Genomic DNA, 17,915 nt, shown 5'->3' on the forward strand with positions numbered 1-17,915 from the left:
GGCATGCGCGGCGATGTGCCTAGGGCCCATACTCGCGCCGTTGCCGTGCTATTCAATATCTGAGCCACAGGGGCGGACGTCAAAGACCGGCGTTCGCCCTGCTTGTTTCGGATGAGACAAAACATCCGTCCGCAGCTCTTTTATGCATTGTTACCGCTATTATGGAAAATCACGTGTCTACCCTATCCTAGGAGGTATGAAGCATGCTCATTGCATTGCAGGGCGCCGTTTCCCAGGGTGTCCTCTGGGGCATTATGGTGCTTGGCGTGTTTATCACGTTCCGCCTGCTCGACATCCCCGATATGACCTGCGACGGCAGCTTTGCCCTCGGCGGCTGCGTTTGCGCCGTGCTCATTGTCAACAATAACGTCGACCCCTTGATCGCCGTGCTGGCCGGCATGTGCGCCGGCGCCATCGCCGGCGCCGTCACGGGTATCTTGACCACCGTCTTTGAGATTCCCGCAATCCTCGCCGGAATCCTTACGCAAATCAGTCTGTGGTCCATCAACCTGCGCATCATGGGCAAATCCAACACGCCCATCCTTGCCAAGGGCACCATCTTCTCATCCGTCAGCCACATGACGGGCCTGCCGCAGTCCACTGTTGCCATTATCCTTGGCATTGTGCTGGCCGTGGCCATCGTCGCCATCCTGTACTGGTTCTTTGGCACCGAGATCGGCTCGGCGCTGCGTGCCACCGGCAACAACGAGTACATGATCCGCGCCCTGGGCGTCAACACCAACTCCACCAAGATGATCGCCCTCGTGCTCTCTAACGCCCTTATCGGCCTTTCGGGTGCGCTCATCTGCCAGAGCCAGAAGTACGCTGACATTGGCATGGGCACCGGCGCCATCGTTATCGGTCTTGCCGCCATTGTTATCGGCGAGGTGCTCGGCCGCCTGCTGCCCGGCGGTCTCACGCAGTTCTCCGTCCGTCTTGCCTCTGCAGTCTTTGGCTCCGTGGTGTACTTCCTCATTCGCGCCATCGTGCTGCAGCTGGGCATGGATGCCAACGACATGAAGCTGCTCTCCGCCGTGATCGTTGCCGTGGCCCTGTGCGTGCCCGTGGTTTGGGAGCGCTACAAGCTCCGCAGCTCCTATACGAAGGGAGATGAGGCAGATGCTTAAGCTCTCGCACGTCAAAAAGACCTTTAACAAGGGCACCGTCACCGAGAAGCGCGCACTCACCGGCGTCGATCTCACCCTTAACGACGGCGACTTTGTAACCGTGATCGGCGGCAACGGCGCCGGCAAGTCCACGCTGCTCAACATGATCGCCGGCGTGTATCCGCTCGATTCGGGCGTTATTGAGCTTGACGGCAACGATATCTCGCGTCTGAGCGAGTCGCAGCGCGCCAAGTACCTGGGCCGAGTGTTCCAGGACCCCATGCGCGGCACCGCAGCCGACATGCAGATTGCCGAGAACCTGGCCCTCGCCAAGCGCCGCGGCCAGCGTCGCGGTCTTTCGTGGGGCGTCACCAAGGCCGAGAAGGACGAGTACATTGAGCTGCTCAAACGCCTGGACCTTGGTCTGGACACGCGCCTCAACGCCAAGGTCGGCCTGCTCTCGGGCGGCCAGCGCCAGGCACTCACCCTGCTGATGGCCACGCTCACCAAGCCACGCCTGCTGCTGCTCGACGAGCACACCGCGGCCCTCGACCCCAAGACGGCTTCTAAGGTGCTCAACCTGACCGAGGAGATCGTCGACGAGAACCACCTGACCACGCTCATGGTCACGCACAACATGAACGACGCCATCCGTCTGGGCAACCGTCTGATCATGATGCACGAGGGCCATGTGATCTACGACGTGGCCGGCGACGAGAAAAAGTCGCTCACCGTCGCCGACCTGCTCCAGAAGTTCGAGGAGGTCTCGGGCGGCGAGCTCGCCAACGACCGCATGCTGCTGAGCTAAAACCTGCCAAAGAGGGACAGGTTTATTTTGGCAGGTTTTATCTGCACAAACGTCAAAACCGCCGCAAAGGGACAGGCGCCCTTGCGGCGGTTTTCGCATATCATGTCGATAATCCAGCGTCAGCAGGGACCACTGGTCAAGAACTAAGGAAACTGCCTTGAGAAGATCTCTTCCCCGCCGTGCAAACCTTATACCCACCAAGAAGCCTGTCCGAATTTGATCGGACGGGCTTCTTGTTGGGTATCATGGTTGAACGATCATGAGGAGGTTTCCCTACATGGAATTGTTTGAGCCAATTCTTCATTTCTTTGCACAACGATGGGTCCACAACATCATCTGGGCAGGTATCTTGGCTATCGGCACCGCCGTTGCCGCCAAGGTCGCGTCCAAGACCCTGCGCCACCTGCTTAACCGCGACGATAACCCACTCCCTTCATCCAGCATCTTCATCAACATCGCGCGCGCCGTCATATGGACGATCGGCGGCAGTTTTATCCTCGACAACTGCTTTGGCATTAACGCAAACGCTCTCGTCGCCGCTCTTGGCGTCGGCGGCATCGCCATCTCGCTCGGCTTTCAGGACACGCTTTCAAACCTCATCGGCGGCATGCAGGTGACGTTTATGGGCATCATCAAGCCCGGCGACAATATCGAGGTCGGCGGCGTTTCGGGCGTGGTCCAAGACATCACCTGGCGCCATACGACCATCGAGGACGCCTGCGGGCAGACCATCATCGTCCCCAACTCCAACATCTCCAAGAACACGCTCGTGCACCTCATGCCCTTTGGGCGCGTTGCCGTGCCCGTCGCGGTCAAGGACACGTCCAAGTGGGCTTCACTGGACGCGCTGGCAGATGAGCTCACCGACGTCACCAAGGCCGCCGTGCTTCCCATCTCGGGCTTTGACAAGGAGCCCTACGTACTCTTTAGTGAGATCGGCGACTTTGGCATCAAGGGCAAGATCATCTTTATCGTCAGCGACGACAGCACCACCTTCACGGCAGCCGACGCCTGTATCCGCGCCATCGCCCCCATCATCGCCTAAAACCACCACAATGGGGACAGGCACCTTTGTGGTGGTTTCGCATCGTGGTACCATGGTTCATATCGTTGTTTAAACGACTAAGGGAGTAGACACCATGGAAGAGGCCTATCGTCAAGCACGCAAGCGCGGCGAGCAGGGACGCCGTCGCGCCATCAGCCAAAGCGAGCACCCGTACCTTACGGACCTCGACGGCCTCGTTGCCCAGCTCCCCTTAGGCCAGCGAGAGAGCGTCGGCCTGAGGGACATTCCGCTCGAAATGGTCGTCGGCACGGTCACCAAAGGCCGTCAGTCTGCCTTTTCGTGTAACTTTATGCCCCTGCTGCCGTTTAACACCGAGTTCGCCCGCAAGTGGTCCAATCTCTACGACATCCAGGTGACCGAGGGCTATCGCGACCCCATCATCGTCACCGAGTTCATGCATCGGTTCTATGTCCAGGAAGGCAACAAGCGCGTCAGCGTCCTCAAATTCCTGGACGCCCTGACGGTTTCGGCCAAGGTCACCCGTCTCTACCCCGGCACATGGGATTCCGTCGAAAGCCGCCTGTACGGCGAGTTCTGCGCGTTTTGGCGCGTCTGCCCCCTATACGAGATCGAGTTCTCGCGTGAGGGAAGCTACGAAACGCTCGCCAAGATGCTCGGTCAGAACCTTATCGAAAAATGGCCGCAGAAAAAGGTCGACTACCTGCGCCACACCTTCTTGCTCTTTAAGCGCGCCTACCTTCGCGCCGGCGGCGACCATCTGGACATTACACCCGCCGACGCAATGCTCGTATACCTCAATGTGTACAACCAGGACCGACTGCTGGATACGCCGACGGACATCGTCGTAAACCGCCTGTGCAAGATCTGGCGCGAGCTGGTCATCACCGGCAAAAATGACGAGGACAAGGTCGATCTTGTCGAAGCACCGAGCGTCGATGAGGAGGAGTCGCCCGCCAAGTCCACCTCCGGCGTGCTCAACTTCTTTATGGGCAAGACCGTTTATTCGGCGGCCAACCCCCTGCGCATCGCCTTTATCCATGAATTCCCCTGCGCCACGTCGAGCTGGGACAGCCTGCACGACCAAGGACGCCAGCATCTCGACGATCACTTTGGCGGCATCGTGCGCACCGAGGCATTCGAGAACTGCCACAATCCGGACGTGTTCTACGCCGCCGTGGAAACGGCTGTCAAACATGGAGCTAACGTCATCTTCTCGACCTCGCACCGCCTGATGGAATACACGCTCAGGGCTGCCGTCGAGTATCCCCAGGTACGATTCCTCAACTGCTCTATCGGCCTTCCCCACCAAAGCGTCCGTTCGTACTTTGGCAAAATGTACGAGGCCAAGTTCCTCCTGGGCGCCCTTGCCGCCAGCATGGCGGACAACCACCGCATCGGTTACCACGCGTCGGTCTTCGCCTCGGGCGCGCTCAGCGAGATCAACGCCTTTGCCATCGGCGCCTCGCTGCTCGACCCTCGCGCGCAGGTAATCCTCACCTGGGGCGATGTGCCCGCCGGCGGTCTTGCCGAGGCCATGTGCCGCGAAGGCGTGAGTGTTATGACCGGCGCCGACATGTCAAAGTCGCTCGAAGACCCCACGGCCTACGGACTTCACCGCCTGGTCGATGGCAAGGTCGTCGGCATCGCCATGCCGGTATGGAACTGGGGTCGATACTACGAGCTTATCGTGCGAAGCCTGCTGCATGGCACCTGGGATGAGACCAGTGACGATAGCCAGGTTCGCGCCGTCAACTACTGGTATGGTATGAGCTCGGGCGTTATCGACATTCGCTACGCTCCGGGCCTGCCTTATCAGACGCGCAAGCTTGTTCAGCTGCTCCGCAATGGCATCGTCGAGGGCTCCATCAATCCATTTGGCGGCGAACTCCATAGCCAAGACGGCGTGGTGCAGATCGAGGGTTTTCCCCCATTGCCGAGCACGCAGATTGTCGAGATGAACTGGCTGGCCGACAACGTGGTGGGCACCATTCCGCAGCCCAGCGATGAGCCGAAGGTCCGCGCCCTATGAAGATCCTTGCCATAGCCGATACAGAAGAACGATGCCTTTGGGAGTGTTTTCACAAGGAACGCTTTGAGGGTGTTGACCTGATTTTGTCAGCTGGCGATCTGGACCCGGACTATCTTGAGTTTTTGGTCACCGTCATCAACAAGCCGCTCATCTACGTGCGCGGCAACCACGATGACCGCTATGCACGTCATGCACCGGGTGGATGCATCTGCGTCGAAGACACCGTGTACGTGTATCGCGGCGTCCGCATTGCGGGGCTTGGCGGCTCCATGCGCTATCGAGACGGTGCCAACATGTACACCGAGCGCGAGATGGCCAAGCGCATGCGCAAGCTGTCGCGTAAAATCAGGATGGTCGGCGGCTGCGACATCTTGCTCACCCATGCACCCGCCGCCGGCGTGGGCGATCTGGATGATCTGCCACATCGAGGATTCGAATGCTTTAACACAGCGCTCGAGTCCTGGAATCCCGACTACATGGTGCACGGGCATGTGCACCAATGCTATGGCCACGACTTTCAGCGTGAGCGTCGGCATGCATGCGGGGCAACAATCATCAACGCCTGCGGCTATACGCAGTTTGAACTTGACGAAGCGCACTACCCTATCCGTGGCTGGCAGGCAGCCTGGCTCAATTCGCAAACCATGCGCCGCGAGCTCAAGCGCCACGAGGCCATCGAGTCCTCTACCGCCAGAACCCCCTGGTAACCACCTTTAAGGCTTGACGCTGCGCCGGCCCCAAGCACCCCATCTCGCCCCTCAAGCCGTCGCTCGCGTACCAAAGTACGCGTCGCTCCTCTTTCGGGGCGACCTGGGGCACTTGGAACCGGCTCGCTGCGATGCCATAACATTGACGCCAAAGTGCCAAAACCACCACGAAGTGCCTGTCCCCTTTGTGGTGGTTTTGGCCCGAGATAGCAAGAAACCCGGGCCTGTACGAGGCAGAACCGGGTTTCTTTAGCAATGCTTGCTTTGCTCAGGCAGTAACTAGCAGCTACTCAGCCAGGAAGTCACGCTGGACAGCGGGATCGACCTTGACGCCAGGGCCCATGGTGGAAGACACGGAGATGGACTTGACGTACTTGCCCTTAGCAGAAGAGGGCTTGACGCGCAGGATCTCGGTGTACAGGGCAGCGTAGTTCTCGACGAGCTGCTGCTCAGAGAAAGACTTCTTGCCCAGGGGCACGTGGCAGATGCCGTAGCGATCGGCGCGATACTCAACGCGACCGGCCTTGAGCTCGGAGACCATCTTGGCGACGTCCATGGTCACGGTGCCGAGCTTGGGGTTCGGCATGAGGCCACGGGGACCAAGGATCTTACCGATGCGGCCGACCTTGGCCATCATGTTCGGCGTAGCGATAGCGGCGTCGAAGTTGATCTCGCCCTTCTGGATCTGGGCAACGAGCTCGTCGGAACCGATGATGTCGGCGCCGGCAGCCTCGGCCTCGCGAGCCTTCTCGCCCTCAGCGAAGACGGCAACACGAACGGTCTTGCCGGTGCCGTGGGGCAGGGAGATGGAACCACGGATGTTCTGGTCAGCCTTACGAGTATCGATGCCCAGACGGAAGTGGGCCTCGACGGTCTCGTCGAACTTGGCGGTGTCGAGCTCCTTGATGAGCTTGGCAGCCTGAAGGGGGGTGTAGAGCGCTGCGCGGTCGATCTTCTCGGCAGCGGCGTTATAGCTCTTACCATGCTTAGCCATGTGCATTACCTCCTGTGGTTAAACGGGCTTATGCCCTCCCACATCGTATCGTGTGCCCTATTGCACACATATAACGGGCGCCCCGATCGGAGCACCCGTCATTACCTAAAGAAATCGCTACTCAGCGATGGTGACGCCCATGGAGCGGGCGGTACCGGCGATGATCTTCTTGGCGGCGTCAATGTCGTTGGCATTGAGGTCCGGCATCTTGATCTCGGCGATCTTGGTGAGCTGCTCCTGGGAGAGCTGACCAACCTTGTCGGCCTGCGGCTTAGCGGAACCAGACTTGAGGTTCAGCTCCTTCTTGATGAGGTGAGCCGCCGGCGGGGTCTTGGTGATGAAGGAGAAGGACTTGTCCTCGTAGACAGAGATCTCAACGGGGATAATGTCGCCCTTCTTGTCCTGCGTCTCGGCGTTAAAGGCCTGGCAGAACTGCATGATGTTCACGCCAGCAGCACCCAGGGCGGGGCCGACGGGAGGAGCGGGGTTAGCTGCACCAGCAGGAATCTGGAGCTTAATGACGTTGGCAACCTTCTTCTCAGCCATGGTCATTCCTTTCGAATCACGAGTGTGAAGTACTTGCTATATCGTAAGCACGCACGTGTTAGAAGCACTCCTGAGATGAGCAGTCACAGAAGAAGCACGCTCGCGCGAACGGACGAAAACTTAAGCGATGACAGCGACCTGGTTAAAGTCGAGCTCAACCGGCGTCTCGCGGCCAAAGATCATCAGCGTGACCTTGAGCTTGCCAGCCTCGGTGTTAACCTCGGAGACCTTGCCATCAAAGTCGGTAAGCGGGCCATCGGTGACGCGGACGGACGTGCCGACCTCAATATCAACCGAGGTGCGCTTGGGCGAATCGCCCTTACCGGGACGACGAGTCATCTTATTGTACTCGTCGCGGGAAAGCGGAGCGGGCTTGCCGTTGCCGCCCAGGAAACCGGTGACGCCGGGCGTGTTGCGAACACACGTCCATGCATCGTCATCCATCTCCATGCGGACCAGGACATAACCCGGGAAGATCTTGGAATCCTTGGTCTCACGCTTGCCACCCTCTTTAATCTCGGTGACGCGCTCCATAGGAATCTCGATATCAAAGATACGGTCCTGCATGCCCATAGTCTCGATGCGATGCTCGAGATCGGACTTAACGCGGTTCTCGTATCCAGAGTAAGTGTGAACGACGTACCAACGCTTAGACATGGTTTAGCCCCTCAATCCAGAGAACAGAGCAAGAGCCTCGCCAAAGCCAGCATCGAGCAGAGCGATGACGACGCCGACGACGATCAGAGAAGCGCAAACGACGACCGAGTAGTTCACGAGCTCCTTCTTATCGGGCCACGTGACACGCTTCATCTCGGACTTGACCGAAGCGAAATACTTCTTGGTGCGGGCGAAGAAACCAGGCTTCTCGTTCTTCTTGGACTTCGCAGCCTTCTCGTTCTTCTTGGCAACGGCCTTCTTGGCCTCAACCTTGGAGTTGGCGGCAGCGTTGTTGGCAGGTGCCGGCTGCTGAGCCTTCTTCTTGTTCTTCTTGTTGGCCATTTGGGTTACCTCCGCGCAATGCGCTTATACATGAGTAAACCGTAAGCCCCCAATTGGGAGCTTACGGAATAATGACTGGCACGCCAGGAAGGACTCGAACCCTCAACACTCGGTTTTGGAGACCGATGCTCTACCAATTGAACTACTGGCGTATGTGACTAGAGACTAGCGAGTCTCTTTGTGCAGCGTGTGATGACGGCACCAGGGGCAATACTTCTTGATCTCCATACGATCAGGCATGTTCGCCTTGTTCTTGGTGGTCGTATAGTTGCGGCGCTTGCACTCAGTGCACGCAAGAGTAACTAGAGTACGCATGTATCCTGAACCTTTCATATCCGCCCCGTACGGGCACGAGATGGTACTTTATCAGCTCTATGTAAGTGCTGTCAATGAAAACCTCGAATCAATTGGTTCTCGCTGGATCCATTCATATTTGGAACACATCAATGAAGCCAGCGAGATCTAATCGATCCCTCACGCTCGGCTTAAGGGCGAGCGAAGCGCAATCGGCAGGGAACAAGCCCCGCGTAGAAAAGAACCCGGCACCCTATAAGTGCCGGGTTCTCTAAGTCAGCTATATCAAAGAGCTAATTTACTCAATGATCGTGGAGACGATGCCCGAACCGACGGTGTGGCCACCCTCGCGGATAGCGAAGCGCAGGCCCTCCTCCATGGCGATCGGGTGAATGAGGTCGCCCTCGATGGTGATGTGGTCACCAGGCATAGCCATCTCGGTGCCCTCGGGCAGCTTGACCGTACCGGTAACGTCGGTGGTACGGAAGTAGAACTGAGGACGATAACCATCGAAGAACGGGGTGTGACGACCGCCCTCCTCCTTGGTCAGAACGTAGATCTCGCCGGTGAACTTGGTGTGCGGGGTAACCGAACCGGGCTTGCAGAGAACCTGGCCGCGCTCGATGTCCTCGCGCTTGATGCCGCGGAGCAGCAGACCGACGTTGTCGCCAGCCTCGCAGAAGTCCATGGACTTACGGAACATCTCGATACCGGTAACGACGGTGTTCTGGGTATCCTTGATGCCGACGATCTCGACGGGCTCGTTGAGCTTGAGCTCACCGCGCTCGACACGGCCGGTAGCAACGGTACCACGGCCGGAGATGGTCATAACGTCCTCAACGGCCATCAGGAACGGGAGGTCGTTGTTACGAGCAGGCGTCGGGATGTACTCGTCGACGGCCTTCATGAGCTCGCGAATGGCGTCCATCCACTTGGCGTCGCCCTCGAGAGCGCCCAGAGCGGAACCACGGATGACGGGGATATCGTCGCCGGGGAAATCGTACTCGGAGAGGAGCTCACGGGTCTCCATCTCGACGAGGTCGATGAGCTCGTCATCGTCGACCATGTCGCACTTGTTCAGGAAGACGACGATGTAGGGGACGCCGACCTGACGGGCGAGCAGGATGTGCTCGCGAGTCTGAGCCATGGGGCCGTCGGTAGCGGCGATGACCAGGATAGCGCCGTCCATCTGAGCAGCGCCGGAGATCATGTTCTTGACGTAGTCAGCGTGGCCCGGGCAGTCAACGTGAGCGTAGTGACGGGCAGCAGTCTCGTACTCAACGTGGGAGACGGAGATCGTAATGCCGCGCTCGCGCTCCTCGGGAGCCTTGTCGATGTTCTCGAACGCAGTGAAGTCAGCCTTGCAGCCCTCGGTCTCAGAGAGAACCTTGGTGATGGCGGCGGTCAGCGTGGTCTTGCCGTGGTCGACGTGACCAATGGTGCCGATGTTAACATGCGGCTTAGTGCGCTCAAACTTCTCTTTGGCCATAAAGCCCTCCTCTTAACAGGTCGTCCCCGGACGGGACTTTGCCTTTATACCATAGTGGCCTCTCAACATACTATTGAGAAGCCACCGTGTTACCTATGGTAGCGGTGACTGGATTCGAACCAGTGACGCCACGGGTATGAACCGTGTGCTCTAACCAACTGAGCTACACCGCCGGATGGAGCCTGCAACCAGACTTGAACTGGTGACCTCTTCGTTACCAACGAAGTGCTCTACCGACTGAGCTATACAGGCACTTGACGGGTGGGAGCTATAGGATTCGAACCTATGTAGGCAGAGCCAACGGGTTTACAGCCCGTCCCCATTAACCACTCGGGCAAACTCCCAATCGTTCAAGTATCCGCAGGTTCTTTGGTCTTTTGGACCGCCGCCCCCGCGAACGAAAAAGATAATACGATGCAACCTTGGGGGCTGTCAACGAAAACCTCTAGATACACGGTGCCGGGCGTATCTATATGCCTTTGACCTGCGTTTTTGTTGAGTTTAGATATGAAGGGCGGTGGATTTCGCTACGCTGGTGACATTTCCCAAGGGAACACTTTGGCACGGTGGAGTACGCCTACAGCATCGACCTTCGATAACGACCCTCTCGCACTATTACATAGGTCGCGATCGAGCTTTTCCGGCACGGACGAGTGTGGATTATCTCCCGTTTGAAATCGAGCGTGGATAATCTCCCTCTTTTAGCACGGCTTCGAACCCAAAGTGGCAGATTATCCACGCTCATTCACTAGGCGGTAGATTTTCCACGCTCGTACGTCCAGAAATCCACGCTCAAGGTAAACGGCTGGGCCCGCTCCCGCCTTTGTCTCTATCTGTAACATTTAGAGAACATTTTCTCCCCTATCTGTTACAGATCGAGATGTTTCGCAGAGACCCTGGCTTACGTCTCATTCTGTAACAGTACGAACGGTTTTCCGCCCCTTCGTGTTACAGATCGAGACATTTATCTATTCTCGCCTTACATCCACGACATCTGCCCAGTCAATAACGTCGTAGTCATCATCGCTTCGCCAGACGACACACTTGGGTCGTGAATCCGCTTGGGCTGCATCGTCCCTCGCCGCTTGTGGACGACTCGCAAAGAAGCGCCCAAGCTCAGCTCGCGGCAAGATAATCCCTTGCACGCTCCCGCCACCCGCAAGACACACACGCGCCCAGCGACCAGCCTTTTCATATAAGAGCCAATTGGCAACCTGCGAAGATCTGCCCTCAGGCACTTTATCCCCTGGAATATCAGGAACAAACATGGGGTCGACCTCCTCCAGTTGAGCAAAGCCCATCCCCTCCAAACGCGAACCAAGTTTTTCCTTAGCGTAACCGCTCAGCTCGCGCTTGATCATGCCTGCAATACGCCGGGCCGTCCTACCATGGGGATCAAACCGGCTGCATCCGCGCTCATAGGCAGCCAGCGCATCCATAAGCACGTAGACCTCGCTCAAATTGAGCGGCAGCGCCAGCGGGTGTACCGAGGACCTGAATTCGCCGCGATACCCAAACTCCTCGGCCACGCACATGCCGCCGATACGCACGCCATCGCGAATCCTGGCACGGCGCTCCCCCACCGCGTTCTTGCTGCACAGCAAAACGTTATAGGCGATGTCTTCCTGCGAGCGCTCTTCGTGGGAAACGGTGAGCATAATCAAGTCCGCCTCTTCACCGCCAATAAAGGAATCCTTGAGTTCGTAGCCCTTCATGCCTTTGTTAGACGGCTCAGCTGCAAGCAGCGCAAAAAGCTCGTGCACCTGATGGTAGAGCGCTAGGCGTCCCTCCAAATATGGACCATCGGGTCCATTTGCATACGCCTTGACATGCATCCGCAAGGCCCCCGTGTCGACGGGCGCTACCGCCATCTGGCTAATAGCATATCCCTCGCCTGGACGGGAAATCATATCGTTGAGCTCGACCGCATCTGGCATGTTTCTTTTTATGTACTGTCCAAGCAGCATTGGCGGCGCCCGCCTTTCCAATCTTTAACCTATCGATTTTTTCTCTTCGAGTCCATCTCAAGATAGCGTTGGATTTTGTCGAGCGACAAATTGGTCCGGCCCAGGGACTCTGCCGCCGTCAAAATCTTCTGTGCAAGATTTGATCCAAAGTAGTAAATCACATCTCCATTGGCGATGCGCTCAACGTATTCGTCTCCAATCTTATTAATAAGGGAGAAAAACTCGGGGCACAGCATGGGATAACGCTCAGCTATTTCCGTAATCCCCGCATGGCCAAAATCGGCAACGTCCTCGCACTGCCGCTCAAGATCTTCGATACCGTGGCCATTAAGGCCGCGCCCGCAGGAAAAAGCAAGGCCGCGAGACAGGGCAGTTTTGACGCGTTGCCCCTGCTCGTTCGATAGCTTTCCACCCAGCAGAGCTCGCATCATGATCTGGCAGCAAGCGTACGTAGGTCGATAGAGAAAATCGACACGTGCATCACTGGGCATATGGCAATCGCTGCTCAGAGGAAAACAACCGTCTTCTCGTTGCGACTCGAGAATGACATCGAGGGACTCGCGCCAATCCGGATCGTCATCCAAACCATAATCGCGAAAGTAGCGCAGTAGCTGCATCTCCATATCCATGGCACGGATGCTGATGATCGGCTTATTTGTTGCCCTGTCCTTGCCGGCAATGTCGCAAAGAGAGTAAATCATGGTCTTTTTTCCTTTCCGTAGACCCTATGCCAACGATTTCCTTTCGTTGGCTTTGTTGACTCCATTCTCTTTTACAAAGCTATATCCAACGACCAAGCAGTGCTTGGTTATTGCAGGTGACGGAAAAGGAACCAGACCACGTAGGCGCCTACCTAAAAAGAAACGGGCCCTGTCCCATATAGAGACAGAGCCCGAAACTCTCATGGAGCCAGTGACAGGAAGTCCGCGTATTCGCTTCGCGAATCCGCTCCGGCTTCGGATGCCTGCCGGCATCCTTGCCCGCTCGCTACGAACGCTCCGCGTTCGCTTGACGCTCGCGCCCTCGCAGGTTCGATTCCGGCACACATAAGAAACGGGCCCTGTCCCACAAGGGAACAGAGCCCGAAACTCTCATGGAGCCAGTGACAGGAATCGAACCTGCAACCCACTGATTACAAATCAGTTGCGCTACCGTTGCGCCACACTGGCACACTTGGCGCTTTCGCGCGAAGCCTGTTTAGAATAAAGGAATTGCGGACGAGGCGCAACAGGCCCTTTGACCGACCACATCTCAAAACTATTCGTCAGAACGAATAGTTTTTATTACAATGAAGAAGATAAAACTATTCGTTCTGACGAAGGGTTTCGCGATGTTGACCACGAAGGAAGCTGCAGAGCTACTCGACATCACCCCGCGCAGGGTGCAGGAGCTCATAAAAAACGGAGCACTTGAGGCCCGCAAGGCTTCTGGTGTATGGCTCATCGACAAAGACAGCGTCGACACGCGACTCCGTTCCGTGACCAAAACGGGGGGACGTCCCCGCCGCGGCCACGGTAAGAGCGAGATCGCATTCACCCTCATGAATCGCACACACGAAGTCGCTCAGCTGGTCTACAGCACATCGCGAAAAGACTTTACCCACATCGGCGCCGACGTCGATCGTGCCCACGCCCCTATTGGAGTATTTGGCCCTAATAGTCCCATATCGCTCGACTCCTTCCGCATCTGGTGGCGCGGCCGCGGTATCCCGCTCGCACGCATTGGGCTAGCCTCCCTGCTTGCAGAAGCCGCAGTCGATGTTCCCGATGAACTCGTACAGCGAAATCTTGGCCTCTCCCTATCCGACCAGTATTGGATTAGGCCCCAAGACTCCGGTCTCGCGTGGGAAGATATCAATTTCTTCAATAATGCTTTTGACGACGTCTCGCTAACCATTGCACCCTTCGCCCCGGAGGGTAAGGCAGCTGCCGCAAAGCCTGACAACACCTCGGACGGCAATCTTCAAAAGTACTGGACATGCGAGGGTGACCGTCGAATCCTCCACAAGGCAGGTGCACATCTAAACCAGGAACCTTATAACGAGCTGGTGGCGACTGCACTTCACCGTCGCATCCTAAACGGTTGCGATTATGTACCCTATTCGCTCGAAGGCGCGGGTACTTCCGCCTTGAGCACATGCAATGTCTTCTTAACTGACGAAGAAGAATATGTCCCTGCGTTCTATGTAAACCAGCATGCAAATGCAGACGAGCGACTAACCGATTACGAACGGTATGTAGCAAACAGCGAGGAGCTTGGAGCGACAGATATAAAAGACGCCCTTGACCGCATGATCGTATGCGATGACATCATTGCCAACTACGATCGTCATTGGCGCAACTTCGGCCTCGTGCGAAACGTCAACTCACTGGCCTGCAGACCAGCCCCCATCTTCGATTCGGGCTCATCACTCTGGTGCAACATATCACTAGAGGAGCTTAGGGCGGGAGAGCACAGTTTTACCAGCGCACAATTTCATTCAAGCCCCGCCAAACAAATGTTGCTCGTCGAGGACATGGGCTGGTTTGACGGCGGCAAACTCGAAGGCTTCGTTGACGAGGCGATCGAGATTCTGTCTAAAAACGATGCCCTAGCAGCGAGACTGCCTTATCTAAAAGAGGCGCTAACATGGCGCCTCGAAAGAATGGTCGACATCGCTGAATGGAGTTAGCGAGGCAGCATTGCCCCGCCAACTCCCCTACCTCCCGCGCAGGGCCTTGAGCTTGGCCAGGGCATCGGGACTCAGGCGACTGCCCAAAGTCATCTTGATCTGCGGAGCTTCCTCTGCCTCGTGAACGTCGTTATCGATCTGCTTGATCTCGTCCACCAGCATGCGGCTCGAGATACGCGTGACACCCTTGCCCATGACGACGGCCTGGATTGTACCGTCACTCGATACCACGGAGCACGCGCGGCCCTCCTCACGTGCCTCGATGCAGAGCTTCTGCACCACGGTGTCGGCAGAGACGCCCGTCGGCGAAAACTCGATGCGCACGCCGCGGGCCGGCAGGTTGGGACGCTCGCTGGAGATATTGCCCGCGCCGTCGAACACGATCACGGCCTCGTAGCGGCCCTGGGCAAAGGCGGCGACGTCGTTGATGAGGGCGGTGCGCGCCATATCGTGAACGTCGCTGGAATACGGATCGTCGGAATGGTCGTATACGAGCTTTTCGTAGCGCGGCGTGCAGTGGATCACGTTGTAACCGTCGACCACCAGCAGCTCGGGCTTGTTGGAGTGCACCGTCGAGACTGGGTCGGCGATAGCCTGTGCAAACGCATTGCCGCCCACGCCGTAGGTCGCGGCCGAGACAATCGGCTTGGCCGAGCCTTCGCCAAAGCGCTTGGCTTTGGACTTGGCACGGTTCTTTTTGGACATGCGCTACTCCTCCCCCATGAGCTCGCCGGCGTTGCGGCGCAGCCACTCAAAGCACAGCGCCGTGGTCGCCTGGGCAACATTGAGGCTCTCGGTCATGCCGCGCTGGGGAAGCTTGGTCAAAAAGTCGCATTTCTCGAGCACCAGGCGCGAGATGCCATCGCCCTCGGACCCCATGACGAGCGCCACGCGACCCTCGAAGGGAGCATCCCAGCAACTGCCTTCGGCGTGCTCGGAGGCACCGCCCACCCAAAAGCCGGCGGCCTTGAGGTCATCGAGCGCACGGGCGATGTTGGGCACCTGCGCGATAGGCAGATGCATGACGGCGCCGGCTGAAGTCTTGTAGCTGCCCACGGTCACGCCGGCGGCGCGCTTGTTGGCAATGATGACGCCGGCCGCACCCACAACCTCGGCGGAGCGCACGATGGCGCCAAAGTTACCGTCGTCGGTCACATGGTCGAGCACGATGACGAGCGCCGGACCGTCGCCCGCGCGGTCGAGGATACCGGCGACATCGGCATAGGGGAAGTTGCCAACCTCGAGCGCAATGCCCTGGTGAGCGCCATGGCTCGACAGTGCGTCGAGCTGCGCGCGCGGCACATACTTAATGCGGACACCCGCGGCGTTGAGGTCGTCGACCAGGCGCGACAAGGCAGCATCGCGCTCCCCGCCCTCGGCGATGAGCGCGCACTTGATGGGAAAACCGGTGCGTAGCGCCTCGGCGGCAGCACGACGGCCTTCGATAAACTCGCCCTTGGGAGCCTGAACGTTGTCGCGGCCACGCTCGCGCTGCGGACGAGCGGCCTGGGCGCGATCGCGCTGGCCCTTAGGAGCGGCAGCGCGATCATTGCGGCGAATCGGACGCGAGCTAGAAGCAGCCTGCTTGCCGCCACGAGGCGCACGCTTGCGATTGTCGGCCATAAAGCGACCTCCTAAATACAACTATCAATCGAAACAAAATAAACGACCGCCCATGAATATTAATTCGGGCGGTCGGTACGGGTTTTCCAAGTGCCCGAGATTGCCGTGAAAGAGGAGCGACGCGTACTTGAGTACGCGAGCGACGGTTTGAACGGCAAGGTCGGGTGCTTGGGAAACCCGCAGGGATTAGAGAGATTTGATACGGGTACCGGCGGCAGTATCCTCGATCGTGAGGCCCAGGTCCTTGAGCTGATCGCGAATGGCATCTGCCAGATCCCAGTTCTTGGCGGCACGGGCCTCGGCGCGAGCCTCGAGAATCTTGGAAGCTGCCTCGTCCACGTCGTCACCAGTGTAGGCGACCAGGCCGGCGGCAACGCCCAGCAGGCCCAGCGGCAGCTCGACCTTGGGCTCGGGGAGCTCAACGCCAAGCGTATCGAGCAGCTCGGCCAGCGTGTCGGCGGCGGCAAGCGCGGCGGCCTTGTCGGCAGCATCGACCGCCTGCTCCAGATACTGATTGCACTCGGTGACAAAGCCAAAGACGGCACCCATGGCACCGGCGGTGTTAAAGTCGTCGTCCATGCACTCCTTAAAGGCGGCACGAGTCTCGGCGGCCTTGGCGACAAACGCCTCGGCGGCAGCCTCATCGGCGTCGGCCGTCGCGTGGCTTGCAGCCCAGCGCAGGTTCTCGACCGTGCCGGCGATACGCGTGAGCGAGTTCTCGGCACCCTCCAGGCGCTCCCAAGAGAAGTCGAGCGGCGAGCGATAGCTCGTCTGCAGCATCAGCAAGCGCAGAGCCGCGGCAGAGTGCTGCTCGAGCACCTCGGCCAGCGTAAAGAAGTTACCGAGCGACTTGGACATCTTCTCGCCGTCGACCAGCAGCATGCCCGTGTGCATCCAGGTGTTGGAGAAGCCCTGGTGCCAGGCGCAGGTAGCCTGGGCGCACTCGTTCTCGTGATGCGGGAAGGCAAGGTCGGAGCCGCCGCCGTGGATGTCGATCGGGGTGCCCAGGTAGCGGTGCACCATGGCGGCGCACTCGGTGTGCCAGCCGGGACGGCCCTCGCCCCAGGGGCTCGGCCAGCTGGGCTCGCCGGGCTTGGCGGCCTTCCACAGGGCAAAGTCGAGCGGGTCGTTCTTGTCCTCGTTCTCCTCGATGCGCGCGCCCACCATAAGGTCATCGATGTTGCGGCCCGAGACCTGACCGTAGTTGGGATCGCTGCGCACGGCAAAGTACACGTCGCCGTTATCGGCTGCATAAGCGTGGCCCTGCTCGATAAGCGTCTTGATCATGGCGATCATGGGGCCGATCTCTTTGGTGGCGCGGGGACGCACGTCGGGATCGAGCACGTTGGCGGCGCGCATGACGCCGATGAACTTGTCGGAGAACTCCGTCGCGACCTCGGCGGCCGTACGGCCCTGCTCGTTGGCGCGCTTGATGATCTTGTCGTCGACATCGGTGAGGTTCTGAGCAAACGTGACCTCGTAGCCGCTCGCGATGAGCCAGCGGCGAATCACATCGAAGCTGATGAACGTGCGGGCGTTGCCGATGTGGATGTTGTCGTAGACCGTGGGGCCGCACACGTACATGCGGACCTTGCCGGACTCGATGGGCTGGAACTCTTCCTTTTTATGGGTAGCGCTGTTGTAGATACGCATTC

17 protein-coding genes and 5 tRNA genes are annotated in these 17,915 nt (G+C 58.4%); 6 read left to right on the forward strand and 16 right to left on the reverse strand.

The window, feature by feature from the left end; all coding sequences use genetic code 11:
- Window positions 1–203 precede the first annotated feature (203 nt).
- The 5 genes from V2391_RS04050 to V2391_RS04070 all read left to right on the forward strand — a co-directional run bounded on the left by V2391_RS04050 (window position 204) and on the right by V2391_RS04070 (window position 5,677).
- Window positions 204–1,127 carry an ABC transporter permease gene (locus V2391_RS04050; RefSeq protein ID WP_329738340.1) on the forward strand — a complete coding sequence of 308 codons (924 nt, stop codon included), beginning with the start codon at window positions 204–206 and terminating at the stop codon, window positions 1,125–1,127.
- Window positions 1,120–1,914 (forward strand): ABC transporter ATP-binding protein, encoded by a 795-nt coding sequence (locus tag V2391_RS04055; RefSeq protein ID WP_329738341.1) that lies wholly within the window; start codon window positions 1,120–1,122, stop codon window positions 1,912–1,914. The genes V2391_RS04050 and V2391_RS04055 overlap by 8 nt, the downstream gene beginning before the upstream one ends.
- Before the next feature lie 277 nt (window positions 1,915–2,191).
- Window positions 2,192–2,959, forward strand: a complete 768-nt coding sequence (locus V2391_RS04060) for a mechanosensitive ion channel family protein (protein WP_329738342.1) — start codon at window positions 2,192–2,194, stop codon at window positions 2,957–2,959.
- A gap of 94 nt (window positions 2,960–3,053) precedes the next feature.
- On the forward strand, window positions 3,054–4,970 hold the full coding sequence (locus V2391_RS04065; protein WP_329738343.1) for a BMP family ABC transporter substrate-binding protein: 1,917 nt from the start codon (window positions 3,054–3,056) through the stop codon (window positions 4,968–4,970).
- Complete coding sequence (locus V2391_RS04070; RefSeq protein WP_329738344.1) at window positions 4,967–5,677, forward strand: metallophosphoesterase family protein; 711 nt, start codon at window positions 4,967–4,969, stop codon at window positions 5,675–5,677. The genes V2391_RS04065 and V2391_RS04070 overlap by 4 nt, the downstream gene beginning before the upstream one ends.
- Window positions 5,678–5,963: 286 nt before the next feature.
- On the opposite strand, the gene rplA is transcribed toward V2391_RS04070, so the two are convergent.
- The 13 genes from rplA to V2391_RS04135 all read right to left on the reverse strand — a co-directional run bounded on the left by rplA (window position 5,964) and on the right by V2391_RS04135 (window position 13,135).
- Window positions 5,964–6,671 carry a 50S ribosomal protein L1 gene (gene rplA / locus V2391_RS04075; RefSeq protein WP_273375079.1) on the reverse strand — a complete coding sequence of 236 codons (708 nt, stop codon included), beginning with the start codon at window positions 6,669–6,671 and terminating at the stop codon, window positions 5,964–5,966.
- Window positions 6,672–6,788: 117 nt separating this feature from the next.
- Entirely contained in the window at window positions 6,789–7,217 is a 429-nt protein-coding gene (rplK, locus tag V2391_RS04080; protein ID WP_022093893.1) for a 50S ribosomal protein L11, read from the reverse strand.
- A gap of 120 nt (window positions 7,218–7,337) precedes the next feature.
- Window positions 7,338–7,874 (reverse strand): transcription termination/antitermination protein NusG, encoded by a 537-nt coding sequence (gene nusG, locus V2391_RS04085; protein ID WP_099432095.1) that lies wholly within the window; start codon window positions 7,872–7,874, stop codon window positions 7,338–7,340.
- Between the two features lie 3 nt (window positions 7,875–7,877).
- Window positions 7,878–8,216, reverse strand: coding sequence for a preprotein translocase subunit SecE (secE, locus tag V2391_RS04090; RefSeq protein ID WP_117583102.1), 339 nt, complete (start codon window positions 8,214–8,216; stop codon window positions 7,878–7,880).
- Window positions 8,217–8,292: 76 nt separating this feature from the next.
- Window positions 8,293–8,368: transfer RNA gene (locus V2391_RS04095), tRNA-Trp, on the reverse strand.
- Between the two features lie 13 nt (window positions 8,369–8,381).
- Window positions 8,382–8,531, reverse strand: a complete 150-nt coding sequence (gene rpmG / locus V2391_RS04100) for a 50S ribosomal protein L33 (RefSeq protein ID WP_102372646.1) — start codon at window positions 8,529–8,531, stop codon at window positions 8,382–8,384.
- A gap of 277 nt (window positions 8,532–8,808) precedes the next feature.
- Complete coding sequence (gene tuf, locus V2391_RS04105) at window positions 8,809–9,999, reverse strand: elongation factor Tu (protein WP_035137538.1); 1,191 nt, start codon at window positions 9,997–9,999, stop codon at window positions 8,809–8,811.
- Window positions 10,000–10,095: 96 nt separating this feature from the next.
- Window positions 10,096–10,172, reverse strand: a tRNA-Met gene (locus V2391_RS04110).
- Between the two features lie 3 nt (window positions 10,173–10,175).
- A tRNA-Thr gene (locus V2391_RS04115) sits at window positions 10,176–10,251 on the reverse strand.
- Window positions 10,252–10,261: 10 nt separating this feature from the next.
- A tRNA-Tyr gene (locus tag V2391_RS04120) sits at window positions 10,262–10,343 on the reverse strand.
- A 624-nt stretch (window positions 10,344–10,967) separates the two neighbouring features.
- The gene (locus V2391_RS04125) at window positions 10,968–11,966 is read right to left on the reverse strand and encodes a hypothetical protein (RefSeq protein ID WP_329738345.1); all 999 of its coding nucleotides are present in this window, start codon (window positions 11,964–11,966) and stop codon (window positions 10,968–10,970) included.
- A 29-nt stretch (window positions 11,967–11,995) separates the two neighbouring features.
- Complete coding sequence (locus V2391_RS04130; RefSeq protein WP_329738346.1) at window positions 11,996–12,667, reverse strand: hypothetical protein; 672 nt, start codon at window positions 12,665–12,667, stop codon at window positions 11,996–11,998.
- Window positions 12,668–13,060: 393 nt separating this feature from the next.
- Window positions 13,061–13,135 (reverse strand) — tRNA-Thr (locus tag V2391_RS04135).
- A gap of 119 nt (window positions 13,136–13,254) precedes the next feature.
- Between V2391_RS04135 and V2391_RS04140 the strand changes: the two genes are divergently transcribed.
- A complete protein-coding gene (locus V2391_RS04140; protein ID WP_329738347.1) occupies window positions 13,255–14,637 on the forward strand; it encodes a DNA-binding protein in 1,383 nt (460 codons plus the stop codon).
- Between the two features lie 27 nt (window positions 14,638–14,664).
- Here V2391_RS04140 and V2391_RS04145 read toward each other — a convergent pair whose 3' ends face one another.
- The 3 genes from V2391_RS04145 to cysS all read right to left on the reverse strand — a co-directional run bounded on the left by V2391_RS04145 (window position 14,665) and on the right by cysS (window position 17,913).
- A complete protein-coding gene (locus V2391_RS04145) occupies window positions 14,665–15,342 on the reverse strand; it encodes an NYN domain-containing protein (protein ID WP_006234978.1) in 678 nt (225 codons plus the stop codon).
- A gap of 3 nt (window positions 15,343–15,345) precedes the next feature.
- Entirely contained in the window at window positions 15,346–16,260 is a 915-nt protein-coding gene (gene rlmB, locus V2391_RS04150; protein ID WP_329738348.1) for a 23S rRNA (guanosine(2251)-2'-O)-methyltransferase RlmB, read from the reverse strand.
- Window positions 16,261–16,446: 186 nt separating this feature from the next.
- The gene (gene cysS / locus V2391_RS04155; RefSeq protein WP_329738349.1) at window positions 16,447–17,913 is read right to left on the reverse strand and encodes a cysteine--tRNA ligase; all 1,467 of its coding nucleotides are present in this window, start codon (window positions 17,911–17,913) and stop codon (window positions 16,447–16,449) included.
- Window positions 17,914–17,915: the final 2 nt, after the last annotated feature.

The organism is Collinsella sp. CM84Y_54 (genome assembly GCF_036317945.1).
GTDB lineage: Bacteria > Actinomycetota > Coriobacteriia > Coriobacteriales > Coriobacteriaceae > Collinsella.